The organism is Halopseudomonas aestusnigri, from assembly GCF_002197985.1.
GTDB classification, from domain to species: Bacteria; Pseudomonadota; Gammaproteobacteria; order Pseudomonadales; family Pseudomonadaceae; genus Halopseudomonas; species Halopseudomonas aestusnigri.
Genome location: NZ_NBYK01000002.1, coordinates 401,866 through 414,898, shown reverse-complemented (window position 1 = coordinate 414,898; position 13,033 = coordinate 401,866). Strand labels below are relative to the sequence as shown.

Here is a 13,033-nt window from a genome sequence, read left to right as displayed (position 1 = left end):
CGGCACAGCCGCCCGGCGATTGCTCTACCGCTTACTTGACCCGCTGGCCCGGCTTGGCGCCCTGATCCGGGCTGAGCAGGAAGATCTCTTCACCGCCCGGGCCTGCCGCCAGCACCATGCCTTCGGAAACGCCGAACTTCATCTTGCGCGGTGCCAGGTTGGCAACATAGAGGGTCAGGCGGCCTTCCAGCTTGCTCGGATCCGGGTAGGCGCTCTTGATGCCGGAGAATACGTTGCGTTTGGCATCGCCGATATCAAGGCTCAGGCGCAGCAATTTGTCGGCACCTTCAACAAACTCGCACTTCTCGATCAACGCCACGCGCAGGTCAACGGCGGCAAAGGCGTCGAAGTTGATTTCCTCGGCCAGCGGTTCCTTGACCAGCTCGCCATTACCCGCCGGGGCAGTGCTCTCGGCTGCAGCCAGATCTTCCCTGGAGGCATCGATCATGGCGTCAATCTTCGCCGGCTCAATACGGGCCAGCAGCGGCTTGAACGCGTTCAGCTGATGGTTGGTCAGCAGCGCCTTGTGATCGTCCCAGCGCAGTGGCGCAACATTGAGGAATGCCTCTGCGTCGGCCGCCAGCGTCGGCAAAACCGGCTTGAGGAAGATCACCAGCTGGCGGAACAGGTTGATGCCCAGGGCGCAGATGGCCTGGACCTCGTCCTGTTTGCCTTCCTGCTTGTTCAATGCCCACGGTGCCTTGTCGGCAATCCAGGCGTTAGCCTTGTCCGCCAGCGCCATGATTTCGCGCATGGCGCGGGAGAAATCACGCTTCTCGTAGGCGTCGGCGATGCTCGGTGCCGCGTCGACAAAGGCGCTGCTCAGCTCCGGAGCCAGGTTGGCCTCGACCATGACGCCGCCGTTGCCCTTGTGAATGAAGCCGGCGCAGCGGCTGGCGATGTTGACCACCTTGCCGACCAGGTCCGAGTTGACCTTCTGCACGAAGTCTTCCAGGTTCAGATCCAGATCCTCTACGCCCCGACCCAGCTTGGCGGCGTAGTAATAACGCAGATACTCGGGGTTCAGATGATCCAGATAGGTGCGCGCCTTGATAAAGGTGCCGCGCGACTTGGACATTTTCTGACCGTTGACCGTCAGGTAGCCGTGTACGTTGACTGCAGTCGGCTTGCGGAAGCCTGCGCCTTCCAGCATCGCCGGCCAGAACAGGGTGTGGAAGTTGACGATATCCTTGCCGATGAAGTGGTACAGCTCGGCGCTGGAGTCCGCATTCCAGAAACCATCGAAGCTCAGCTCGGGGCGGCGGCTGCAGAGGTTCTTGAAGCTGGCCATGTAACCGATTGGTGCGTCCAGCCAGACGTAAAAGTACTTGCCGGGCTCGCCTGGAATCTCGAAGCCGAAGTAGGGCGCGTCACGGCTGATGTCCCATTCCTGCAGGCCGCTGTCGAGCCATTCGGCGATCTTGTTGGCGACCGCGTCCTGCAGGGCACCGCTGCGGGTCCACTGCTTGAGCATGTCGGTGAAGTCCTGCAGGCGGAAGAAGAAATGCTTGGAATCCTTCAGTACCGGGGTAGCGCCGGAAATGGCCGAGCGCGGGTCTTTCAGTTCGGTCGGCTCGTAGGTGGCGCCGCATTTTTCGCAGTTGTCGCCATACTGATCCTCGGCCGCGCACTTGGGACAGGTGCCCTTGATGAACCGGTCAGCCAGGAACATGCCCTTTTCCGGATCGTAGTACTGGGTCACCGAGCGGGTGCTGATGTGGCCAGCCTCTTTCAGCCGGGTGTAAATCAGTTCGGACAGCTCCCGATTCTCCTCCGAGTGGGTGGAGTAGAAGTTGTCGAAGTTGACCAGAAAGTCCGCGAAGTCGGCCGAGTGCTCGGCGTGGACGTTGGCGATCAGCTGTTCGGAGGTGATGCCTTCCTTCTCGGCGCGCAGCATGATGGCGGAGCCGTGCGCGTCGTCAGCACAGACGTATACGGCCTGGTGACCGCGCAGCTTCTGGAAGCGAACCCAAATGTCGGTCTGAATGTACTCCAGCATGTGCCCAAGGTGGATTGAACCGTTGGCATAGGGCAGGGCGCTGGTAACGAGGATCTGACGAGTCGCGGCGATATCGGACATGGGCGTTTGGGATACTTTGCGGTTGAACGTGAAAGGGCTGGGATGATAGCAGAAGGGGCGCAGTGAAGGGAGTCTCGGCACGAACCTGGCAGCGCCTGTGCAGACTGCTGTGCCGTAATTTGCCGTTGCAACTGTATCTTGCCGAGGCGATTGGCGCCGGCGTATAAGGTCGGCCTGCAAGGAGGCGCCATGCCAAATACACCCTCTTCATCATCTCCCGAGTATCCACGGGCTGGCCGCCGCGAATGGCTGGGCCTTGCGGTACTTGTGCTTCCCACGTTGCTGCTGGCTCTGGATATGACCGTGCTGCATCTGGCGGCTCCCCACCTGAGTGCCGATCTCGAGCCGTCCAGCTCCGAGCTGCTCTGGATCCTCGATATTTACGGTTTCATGGTGGCAGGTTTCCTGATCACCATGGGAACACTGGGTGACCGGATCGGCCGGCGGCGCCTGTTGCTCATTGGCGCCACGGCGTTCGGGCTGGCCTCCCTGGCTGCAGCCTTTGCCCATAGTTCAATGATGCTGATTGCCACCCGTGCGCTGCTCGGTGTTGCCGGGGCGACGCTGATGCCATCAACCCTTGCCCTCATTCGCAACATGTTTCACGTCGAGCACGAACGTACCCTGGCGATAACCATCTGGATGACCGGCTTTATTGTCGGCAGTGCTATCGGCCCGCTGGTTGGCGGCGTCATGCTGGCGTTCTTCTGGTGGGGCTCGGTGTTTCTGCTGGCTGTACCGGTAATGGTGCTGTTACTGCTGGTCGGCCCCTGGCTGTTGCCGGAGTTTCGTGACGAGCAGGCCGGGCGTCTGGATCTGACCAGCGCGTTGCTGTGCATCTGTGCGGTGTTGTTGTTGATTTTTGGCATCAAAGACAGCGCCCGTGACGGACTCAATCTGCTGGCCAGCAGCGCCCTGCTGGCCGGTTTGCTGGTTGGCACCCTGTTTGTTCGCCGGCAGCGTCGGCTTGCCGAGCCGATGTTCGACCTCGCGCTGTTTCGTCAACCCGCGTTCAGTGTATCCGTCGCGGCAATGATGCTGTGCATTCTGGCGCTGTCCGGGGCCTGGCTGCTGATTTTTCAGTATCTGCAGGGGGCACTGGGCATGACGCCGCTGCAGGCAGGGCTGGTCATGCTGCCGTCGGCGCTGTTACAGACCGCAGCATCCCTGCTGGTGCCGCGCATGGCCCGCTGGCTTGCTCCGCGGGTGCTGATCAGTGGTGGCTTGCTGGTTGCTGTTGCGGGGTTTGTTGCGTTGCTGCTGATCGGCCGCTATCCCGGGCCGGGACTGATGGTGCTGGCCACTGTGTTACTGGGCATCGGCATCATGCCGATGATGATTCTGGGGACCGATCTGGTGATCGGCTCGGCACCACCGGAGAAAACCGGCGCGGCTGCAGCAACCTCCGAAACCGCAACCGAGATGGGCATGGCGCTGGGTATCGCGGTGATCGGCAGTATCGGTGCGGCCGTGTATCGTTACCGCATGCTCGAGTTGATGCCGTCCGGGCTGAGCGACCATCAGCTTGAAGTGGCCAGCGATACGGTTGGCGGTGCGCTCGGGCTGGCGTCACATTTGCCGGACGCGCTGGCCGCAGCGGTCATGTCTGCAGTGCAGGTCAGCTTCACCCAGGCACTGCAGACCAACGCATTGATAGGCGCTGTGGTAATGCTGGGCGCTGCCTGGTTGACGGGGCGTTATCTCGCAGCGGTAAGGCCCGGTCACTGAGCCTGTTGCGCAGGTAGCTGCGCAACAGGCCGGTGGAAATTGCCCAATTTCAGGGTTGGAGCGCGGCCCTGATTCGAGAACTGTTGTGAGGTTTTCTTCATAAGGTAATGATATAAATCGATTTCAATTACCTGGCGTGGCTTTTGTACGTGTTCTTGAACCCGGCATTCCCGGGATCATTGACACACGCAAGGAGCACAGATGCCAACCCCAGCCTATCTCACTATTGAAGGCACCAAGCAGGGTCTGATCACCGCTGGCACGTTCACTGAAGATTCGGTCGGCAACATTTTTCAGGAAGGACACGAAGATCAGGTGCTGGTGCAGGGCTTCAATCATCAGGTCATTATTCCGCGCGACCCGCAGTCGGGTCAGCCGACGGGGCAACGGGTGCACAAACCGCTGATGATTACCAAGGTGTTCGACAAGTCCTCACCGCTGATTTTCAGCGCCCTTACCTCGGGTGAACGGCTGTCTCGCTGCCGTCTCGAGTGGTATCGCACCTCGGCTACCGGCACCCAGGAGCACTATTTCACCATCGAACTGCAGGATGCAATCATCGTGGACGTGCAGTCGCACATGCCTAACTGCCAGGATCCGAGCAAGGCCCACTTCACCCACCTTGAGGACGTTTATTTCACCTACCGCAAGATTGTCTGGACCCATGAAGTGTCCGGTACGTCGGGGTCGGACGACTGGCGTAGCCCTCTCGCGGCGTGAATCCATGGTGCCGCCTCTTCTGAAACGGGAGAGGCGGTATTGGCGAGACAAACTCCCATCTTGTCTGCCTTCTGTGACGCTGGCAGTATCCGTTGCAGGAAGAACGAACAATTAACCCGGGAGCCCCAATGAAATCTGCCTCAGCCTATCGCCTGTATGGTGCCTCGCATTCGCTGTATACCGGCAAGGCCCGTTGTTATCTGCGTAACCAGGGGTTGCCCTATATCGAGGTGCCAACCTGGCATCCCGACTTCGCAAACCGCATCCTGCCGCAAATAGGCAGAGGCATTATCCCGGTGCTGGAAACGCCTGATGGCGCGGTGATTCAGGACACCATTGATATCATCGATCATCTGGAGGCGCAGGGCGTGCCATGGCCGGCCTACCCGCAAACACCGCTGCAGCACATTGTTGCGATTATCATCGAGTACTACGGTGGCCAGGCGATGCTCAAGCATGCGATGCACTATCGCTGGTCCTATCGGGCAGAACAGGAGGCATTCCTGCGCTGCGCCTTTACGCTTGGTTCCGGGCCGAAAATGGCCGAGCAGATCATGGGGCGGATGAACTCATACCTGCCAAGACTGGGAGTCAACACCGAAAGCATTCCGTTGATTGAAACGTCGTTTCTGCAGCTGCTTGATCGCCTGGAGCGGCACTTTGCCGACTGGCCGTATCTGCTGGGCACACAACCGTCGATCGCCGATTACGGCCTGATCGGGCCTATGTTTGCGCACCTTGGCCGTGATCCGGTACCGCTGACCATCATGCAGCAGCGCGCTCCCAGAGTTCATCGCTGGGTCGAACGCATGACGGCGCCGGGGCTCGATGTCGTCGAGTATGCGCAAGCCGAACCGGGGTTTCCCGCCGGTGATGCATTACCTCCCACTCTGATCCCGGTGCTTGCACATATTGCCGAGGACATCTTCCCAGAGCTGACCGACAAACTGGCATACCTTGACGCCTGGGTTGCCGAACTGAAGCCGGCCAGTGGCACGCCGGTGACGGAGAAGCCGCAGATTCGGCAAGTCGGCATGGTGCACACGTGCTTTCGCGGGGCGCCGATAGAGGTGGGTGTAGAGCCTTATCTGCTGTATGTACTGCAACGTGCGTCCGATACCTTGCGGGCACTACCCGTTGCCGAACGCGGCGCTGTTCAGGCGCAGCTGGCGGAGCTGGGGCTGGCAGATGCGGTGAGTCTTGGTCGCACCTGGAGGGTAGGGCGGCGGAGTAATATCGAGGTATGGGAAATGCCTGCGACAGCCTAGTGTGCTGTGGCCAGCCGATTTCGCACGCCACGCAGTCGGCGCGGCTCGGGGTTTGCTTCGCGCCATTCCAGATAGGCGCTATCCAGCGCCTCGGCGATTTCCTCTGCCTGCGGATTGCGCTTTGAAATCACGTATACCAGTGGCCATTCATCCAGTTGATCACAGCGCGCACCCTGCAGTGGATAGTCAGCCAGCGCTTCCTGCATCGGGTGGCCATAGCTGATCAGGTATTGAGCGCGGCCGCGCAGCAGAATTTCCATCGCTGCGGTGTGGTCCGGAGCAACAATCGGGTGGTAATGGTTCTCCGAGATCACCCGGTTGAGCTGCTCGCGATAGGTGTAACCGCGAATCAGCACCAGATCGTGGTTGGCCAGGTCCTGGTAGTGGCTGATCCGCGGCGTGCCCTGCAGTGCGAATGCGCAGAGTTTTACTCGCACTCCCAGAGAGCTGGACTCAACAGTGAAGTCCTGCAGGGCAGGCACCTGCGGTGAGCCGGGCCACAAGTCAATGTCGCCAGTGTCCAGGCTGCGGTAGATCCGATTGATCGGATAGGACTTCCAATCGACCCGATACCCGCTTGCCGCAGCCAACTCGTTGGTCAGCTCGATGATTGCCCCCCGAGCATGCCCCTGTTCGTCGGTGTAGGCAATCGGCGGGAATTGGATGTAACCCGCTGTCAGTACCGGCAAGTCCTGGTCATTAGCAATGGCAGAGGTCGTAGGAGCGAGCAGCAGCAGACTGGCGACAGCAATACGCATCCACAGACCGGGCGTTTTATGCATGTTCATTTTTATTGTCTTTTGTTGTCACAAACGCGCAGGTGTTGATGAAAGGTAACCAGCGTGGGCCGTACAGTCCAGTGACTAGCCCGAATGGGTTAGACGGCAGGCAGGGGAACATTGATAGCCCGGCGGTGTGAGCGCACCACCGGGCGTGCAGTCAGACAAGCGGCTTTACCGAATCGAGGATAGAACCGAGGTACGGCTTGTTGGCGTCGATTTCGGCGCGACTCAGGCCATTCATCTCGTAGGGGAACACCAGCCAGTCTTCGGTGGTGTGCAGACAGAAGTCAGGTTGCAAGTCTGTTTTTGCGGCGCCGGCACGTTTATAAAGCGTTGCAATGCGGGTGTCGATTGGCATGTTGCGCTTGAGCTGGCCTTTCAGCTTGCCGATTACGGCTTGAACGCTGTGCCCGGTACCAAATGCATCATCAACGATCAGCAGCCGGTCTTCCCGGTTCAGGTTGTCGAGCAGATAGTGGGTGCCATGTACGCGGATTTCCGCTTCTGGTGCGGCGACCATCGCGTCGTAATGGTCCATGCCGCGGTAAGAGGTGCGCAGCGCAATGTGGTCCGTCTTCACGCCGAGTGTTTGCAGGCATTCCTGTACGTAGATGCCGACGGTGCTGCCACCGCGCCAGAGGCCTACGATGAAGTTGGGGCGAAAGCCGCTCTCAAATACCTGGACGCCCAGGCGAAAGGCGTCTTCGATGAGCTGGTTTTCATCAAGGAAACGGCGGTTGCGCGGCCTTTGTTGCGTGGAATTGGATTGGTTCATGGCTTGCAAGGCGGCTCCCTCTGGTGTGATCATGTCGCGATTCTGGAGAAGCTTACGGTCTTATGGCTGAGAAACAATACCTTAGTGCACAAAGTCTGCTCGAAGACGCGTTCAGTCTGGCCGCGCAGATCCTCAATTCCGGCTTTCGTCCGACCTTCATGATAGCGGTCTGGCGAGGTGGCGTACCTATGGGTATCGCTGTCCAGGAGTTCCTCGACTATCACGGCGTTCATACCGACAACATCGCGATTCGCACATCTTCCTATCACGGCATCGATCAGCAGAGCAAAGAGGTCCGGGTTCACGGCCTCAACTACCTGGTCAAGCATGTGACCCACGAGGATTCTTTGCTGATTGTTGATGACGTGTTTGATACCGGACGCTCGCTCGAAGCGATAATCAACGAGCTGCGCAACAAGGCACGTTTGAACACGCCCAATGATATCCGTGTTGCTGTTCCGTACTACAAACCCAGCCGCAACGAACTGGACTGGGAACCGCATTACTATCTGCACAGCACTGACGCCTGGCTCAAGTACCCGCACTCGCTGGAAGGCTTGAGTGCTGAAGAGATCAAGGCTAATCGTCCTGCCCTGTACGAAATTCTCCAGCCGCATCTATCCTCACTCTGAGGATCCTGTAACCAGCCGTCGCCGGCCCTATGGCTGCGCGGCTGACACCTAGCCCAAAACATCTCCTTACTACCTGTCGCCGGGTGTGCCACGCAGCCCCGAGGCACGGTTTTGTCTGACCTTTTGTTTTCGCTTGTATACATTGCGTATAACTTTTGGTAGCTTTTGTGTGTAGTGGCACCAGCACTCGATGCCAAGACACTCGCTTAAAAATGCACCATAGTGTTTTGTAATTGTTATTTTTTTCGTAATTTAATCGATTCCTGCCTATTTCTCATCCGCAGAGCCTTCTTGCATGTTTAACAGAAAACTTAAATATTTGTACAAGAATCAGAGCCGCGATCTGGCAGAACAAAAAGCGCAAATCAGCGCATTGAAAACCCACATGGCTTGCCTTGAATGCACGCCGGATGGCCAGATTATTGATGCAAATACGGCAATGCTGACGTTGCTGGGCTACTCCCGCGAACGTTTGATTGGTCAGTCACACGACCATTTGTGCGACGCCAAGGAGCGATCTGACGGCGCGAGGCATCCGTTCTGGACTGCTCTGGCACAGGGCAGGTCCTGCGCCGGGACCTACCGTCGACTGGGCGCCCGCGGCCAGCCCCTCTGGCTCGAAGCCACCTATGTTCCGGTGCCGGATGCGAGCGGCACAATCAGCAAGGTCGTGATGCTGGCAAGTGATGTGACGGCCGAACACGCAGCCCGACTGGAGCAGAAGGCGTTACTGACAGCGCTGGACAAGTCGCTGGCGGTGATCGAATTTTCTCCAAATGGCGAGATCATCACCGCCAACCGCAACTTCCTGTCAGCGGTGGGTTATTCGCTGCAACAGATCATTGGAAAGCACCACCGGATGTTCTGCAATGAGGCCTTTATCCGTCAGCATCCGGAGTTCTGGGCGGAGCTGGGGCGTGGCGAGTTCAAGTCGGGGCAGTTTGACCGGCTGGACAGCCAGGGCCGGACTATCTGGCTGGAAGCGACCTACAACCCCATTGTGGATGAGCAGGGTAATGTCCTGAAGGTGGTCAAGTTCGCCACCGATATCACCGACAGGATCGAGCAGGCTCAGGCCGTACGTCAGGCAGCAGAGGTTGCGAACAGTACCTCCGAGGAAACAGCCGCCATCGCGCAGCAGGGGATGGCATCGCTGCAGGCGGCGGTTGATACCTCGGCACGCATCGCCGCTCAGATGGCAGACGCCAGCAAGTTGATTGCGCACCTCAATGCGCAGTCCAGAAATATCGAAGAGATCGTGGCAACCATTTCGGCCATTGCCGACCAGACCAATCTCCTTGCGCTAAATGCGGCAATCGAGGCAGCTCGCGCTGGTGAGCAGGGGCGTGGCTTTGCGGTTGTGGCTGATGAAGTGCGTCAGCTGGCTGCGCGTACGAGCAAGTCCACTGCGGAAATTGCCGAGGTTGTTCAGCGTAATCGCGATCTGACTCGCAAGGTAACCGACACAATCGGCTCGGCAAGTGTGACCGCAGAGGAAGGAAACGGGCGCATACAACAGGTCAGCTCAATCATGCAGGAAATCCGTCAAGGTGCCGAAAACGTCTGTCATACGACATCCGGCTTGCTAAACGCCCGGTAATAGCCATCCCGATAGGCCTGGGCGCCGCAGTAGCAAGGTTGCTGATAAAGGCGCAAACGCACAACTTTATCCTTGTCCGGTCTTGAACTGACCAATAAGGCGTTCCAGTTGCTGCGCCGAGTCAGTCAGCTGTCTCGTGTTGAGCGCGGTGTCCTGCAGCTCGCTCAGCACCTTGTCGCCCAAGCTACTGAGCTGGCTCAGGCTTGCGGAGATCTCGGTACTGGTCCTTGATTGCTGTTCGGCAGCAGCAGCCACCTGGCTGGTCATATCGGTAATGGTATCGACCGATGCCGCAATGGATTTCAGCGCAGAACGCGAGTTCTCGACCTGTTGCTGCATGTCTTCGGACTGCCGGTGACTGCTCTGCATCGAGCTGACCGCGTTGGCGGTGACGGTCTGCAATGAGTCGATGATGCTGCGAATCTCGTCGGTCGATGCCTGTGTTCTGCTGGCGAGCGTGCGCACCTCGTCTGCTACCACGGCAAAGCCCCGTCCCTGCTCACCAGCGCGAGCTGCCTCGATTGCCGCGTTCAGGGCCAGCAAGTTGGTTTGTTCTGCAACGGAGCGTATCACTTCAAGCACTGAATCAATGGTGTTCGATTGCGCGTTCAATTCATCCACGGCCGCACCGGCCTGGGCGAGATCGCTGGCAAGCATGCGCATGCTCTGCGAGGTGGTATCTGCTGTGCGTTGACTGTCTGCGGCGTGGCTGCTGGCTTGTCTGGCAGCTTCTGCGGAGTCAGACATGCGCTGAGCGACCTCGTCGGAGGTGGCGCTCATTTCCTCAACCGCCGATGCAATGGTGTCAAGTTCGCTGTTCTGCTGGTTATAAGAGGCCTCTGCCTTGCCCATTGCAAGGCCAACTTCATTAGCGATACGACGATTGTTTGCTACCACCTCACGCAATTCGTCTATGACCTGCGCCAGCTTATCGGTAAAGGCATTGAACCCTGCCGCCAGTTCGCTGATCTCATCAAAGCCGCTGGCGTCCAGGCGGCGTGACAAGTCTCCGTCGCCGGTTGCAATGTCGTTCATTGCCGCCACTGCCTGGGCGAGTGGGCGGTTGACACTCAGGGCGATCAGGAGGTTGACACCCACCAGCAACATCAGACCCAGCGCTGCAACCATAAGCTTGGGCAGCATATCGGCCCAAAAGGTCTCACTGATATCGTCAAGATAGATGCCCGACCCAAGGATCCAGCCCCAGGGTTCAAAGCCGGCGACGTAGGAGATTTTCGGTACTGGATCAGTAACGCCGGGCTTGGGCCACATATAGTCAACAAAGCCGGCTGATTGCGTGTTCACTACCGCAACCATTTCCCGAAACAGATACTTGCCATCGGGGTCCTGGATGTCGGCGACGCTGTTACCTACCAGCTGCGTACTGAAGGGATGCATGATCATCCGCAGGTCATCGGAATGTATCCAGAAATACTCATTGCCGTCGTAACGCATCCCTTGCAGAACGGCGGCCGCCTGCTGCTGCGCCTGTTGTTCGGTCAGCTCGCCGCCCAGTTGCCGTTGATGGAAATACTGGATGACGCCCAGGCCGGACTCAACAAGGTGCTGGGTTTTTATTGCCCGACCATCAAGCAGCGTCTTGTGGTAGTCAACTGCGAAGGCCGTAACCAGCCCTAGCACTATGATCAACACCAGCAAGGTCACAGTAACCAGGCGTTGAAGTATGGAGAAACGGCGAAGCAGGTTCATAGCCAAAGCCCCCGGCGAGATGCGATTGGCACAACGGTGACGTTCAGGTGTGGCTTAACGATATTGCTTTCGTTTCTGTCAGCGTAGCAGTTGCTGGAGGAAACAGGGCAACGGAGTGGTGGGAAGGGCTAAAGCACTGGAAAGCGTGGTTGCCTGATGTCAGCGCAAGGTGGGAAAGGGGCTGCAAGGCGCTGGCCAGTGACATCGGCCGTGCTTGTGCGGTTAATTGCTTTTCTCAATAAATCAAATAGAGCCAATTCGTTTTTGGTATCGTGCGATATGACTCATGATGCCTCCCATGTTCGAAACAGCAAGCAAAGGAGCTACACCATGAGCATGATCAAACGCATCATCAGCCGTCGTGATTCAGTCCGTCCTGTTCAGGTTGCGCAAGCGCATCCGAACTTCTGGATGTACCAGTAACGGCATCAGGCCGCGCCGGACGCATCCAGTTCGGCGAGGGCCTCGGGGTTACTCTTGAAAGCCTTGGCGAAGACCTCGCGGTTGCGCGCCATATAGATACTGATTTCTTCAGCCAGCTGCTCTCCCAGTTGCGGAACGGCACGCTGCAGTACCTCGCCCAGGTTCTCGGCCAGCTCCAGCATCTTGTCATGACGGTCGGCTTGGGCTTTATCCATGAACAGTTGCTCCGGGTCTCTGCTGCTGCGATAAACAATTTCAACGGCCATGCGCACCTCTGGCTTGTTGGCGAGTGGAGTGACCGGCGTGGCCGGTTTTGCTGCTCATTCTACTGTATGTGCGTACAGTGTAAAGACCCATATATCTCCCATTAACAAACGCGCCTGTAGCCCGAGCGAGCCAGCTTGCACAAAGCGCTGCTCTGGGCACGCGATGGTGTTGGCAACACGTGAAGGTCCGGCGCTTCAGTAACTCCGGATAATGGCAGTCAGGCGGTCAGGACAGATCAGTCTGCCCGAAGATACCGGTTTTTCCGGGCATTGATGACGATCAGGCATACCCAGTAGCCGGTGCTTACCAGAGCCGGCAGGTATAGCCAGGCTGGATCGTCTATCGGGATCAGGCCCATGGCGGCCAGGGCTATGGCAATCAGGGCAACAAGGTGCAGCGGTCCAGGTACGAACAGACTGCTGTTGAGAATGCGCTCTTCCAGCTTTGTCAGGTTGTCACAATTGTTGGCAATACCGGCAGCGGCGAAAAACAGTACCAGACTACCGAACAGCATCATCAGATTGACCAACAGCGGGATCAGCACGTGCGCTCCTTGCAGACGGGGGAATGTACCTGTGCAGCATGACCCGAATTGCCTCGGCAGTTAAGCCAGTTTGTCCCGAAACATGAAGTAGACCGCAGCCAGCAGGCATAGACCTGCCCACAGGTAATCGAGTTTCAGCGGTTCCTTCAGATACATGACCGAGAAGGGGACGAACACCGAGAGGGTGATGACTTCCTGAATAATCTTCAACTGACCGACCGACAGCGCGGTATAACCGATGCGATTGGCGGGCACCTGCAGCAGGTACTCGAACAGGGCAATACCCCAACTGATCAGGGCCGCGATGATCCAGGGCTTGTTATTGAGTTCCTTGAGGTGGGCATACCAGGCGAATGTCATGAAAATATTGCTGCACACCAGCAGCGAAATGGAGATCAGCACAGGATGCATGACCGGCGCTCCGACAAGTAGGGATAGGCGGGCGCAGGCAGCGCCGAGTTGAATGCCGCGGCATATTCGCGCCTGGCAGGCGCATTGGCAAGT

At 58.1% G+C, this 13,033-nt stretch carries 12 protein-coding genes; 5 read left to right on the top strand and 7 right to left on the bottom strand.

Annotation, left to right across the window (positions count from 1 at the left end; genetic code table 11):
• Positions 1-31: 31 nt before the first annotated feature.
• A complete protein-coding gene (gene metG / locus B7O88_RS05960; protein ID WP_088274346.1) occupies positions 32-2,071 on the bottom strand; it encodes a methionine--tRNA ligase in 2,040 nt (679 codons plus the stop codon).
• 198 nt (positions 2,072-2,269) lie between these two features.
• Between metG and B7O88_RS05955 the strand changes: the two genes are divergently transcribed.
• The 3 genes from B7O88_RS05955 (at position 2,270) to B7O88_RS05945 (ending at position 5,796) form a co-directional block, all read left to right on the top strand.
• On the top strand, positions 2,270-3,808 hold the full coding sequence (locus tag B7O88_RS05955) for an MFS transporter (RefSeq protein WP_088274284.1): 1,539 nt from the start codon (positions 2,270-2,272) through the stop codon (positions 3,806-3,808).
• Positions 3,809-4,009: 201 nt separating this feature from the next.
• Positions 4,010-4,528, top strand: a complete 519-nt coding sequence (locus tag B7O88_RS05950) for an Hcp family type VI secretion system effector (RefSeq protein ID WP_088274283.1) — start codon at positions 4,010-4,012, stop codon at positions 4,526-4,528.
• A gap of 128 nt (positions 4,529-4,656) precedes the next feature.
• The gene (locus B7O88_RS05945; RefSeq protein ID WP_088274282.1) at positions 4,657-5,796 is read left to right on the top strand and encodes a glutathione S-transferase family protein; all 1,140 of its coding nucleotides are present in this window, start codon (positions 4,657-4,659) and stop codon (positions 5,794-5,796) included.
• Here B7O88_RS05945 and B7O88_RS05940 read toward each other — a convergent pair.
• Together B7O88_RS05940 and B7O88_RS05935 are read right to left on the bottom strand one after the other, a co-directional pair.
• Positions 5,793-6,584 carry a substrate-binding periplasmic protein gene (locus tag B7O88_RS05940; protein WP_088274281.1) on the bottom strand — a complete coding sequence of 264 codons (792 nt, stop codon included), beginning with the start codon at positions 6,582-6,584 and terminating at the stop codon, positions 5,793-5,795. The genes B7O88_RS05945 and B7O88_RS05940 overlap by 4 nt on opposite strands.
• A gap of 151 nt (positions 6,585-6,735) precedes the next feature.
• Positions 6,736-7,386 carry a phosphoribosyltransferase gene (locus B7O88_RS05935; RefSeq protein WP_200818417.1) on the bottom strand — a complete coding sequence of 217 codons (651 nt, stop codon included), beginning with the start codon at positions 7,384-7,386 and terminating at the stop codon, positions 6,736-6,738.
• A gap of 29 nt (positions 7,387-7,415) precedes the next feature.
• Between B7O88_RS05935 and B7O88_RS05930 the strand changes: the two genes are divergently transcribed.
• A complete protein-coding gene (locus B7O88_RS05930; RefSeq protein WP_088274279.1) occupies positions 7,416-7,985 on the top strand; it encodes a phosphoribosyltransferase in 570 nt (189 codons plus the stop codon).
• 385 nt (positions 7,986-8,370) lie between these two features.
• Positions 8,371-9,585 (top strand): methyl-accepting chemotaxis protein, encoded by a 1,215-nt coding sequence (locus B7O88_RS18275; RefSeq protein WP_200818416.1) that lies wholly within the window; start codon positions 8,371-8,373, stop codon positions 9,583-9,585.
• Positions 9,586-9,651: 66 nt separating this feature from the next.
• On the opposite strand, the gene B7O88_RS05920 is transcribed toward B7O88_RS18275, so the two are convergent.
• The 4 genes from B7O88_RS05920 to B7O88_RS05905 form a co-directional block, all read right to left on the bottom strand.
• Complete coding sequence (locus B7O88_RS05920) at positions 9,652-11,295, bottom strand: methyl-accepting chemotaxis protein (protein WP_088274277.1); 1,644 nt, start codon at positions 11,293-11,295, stop codon at positions 9,652-9,654.
• 428 nt (positions 11,296-11,723) lie between these two features.
• Positions 11,724-11,984, bottom strand: coding sequence for a YebG family protein (locus B7O88_RS05915; protein WP_088274276.1), 261 nt, complete (start codon positions 11,982-11,984; stop codon positions 11,724-11,726).
• A gap of 236 nt (positions 11,985-12,220) precedes the next feature.
• Complete coding sequence (locus B7O88_RS05910; protein WP_088274275.1) at positions 12,221-12,529, bottom strand: hypothetical protein; 309 nt, start codon at positions 12,527-12,529, stop codon at positions 12,221-12,223.
• A 60-nt stretch (positions 12,530-12,589) separates the two neighbouring features.
• Positions 12,590-12,940, bottom strand: a complete 351-nt coding sequence (locus tag B7O88_RS05905) for a DMT family protein (protein WP_088274274.1) — start codon at positions 12,938-12,940, stop codon at positions 12,590-12,592.
• Positions 12,941-13,033 lie beyond the last annotated feature (93 nt).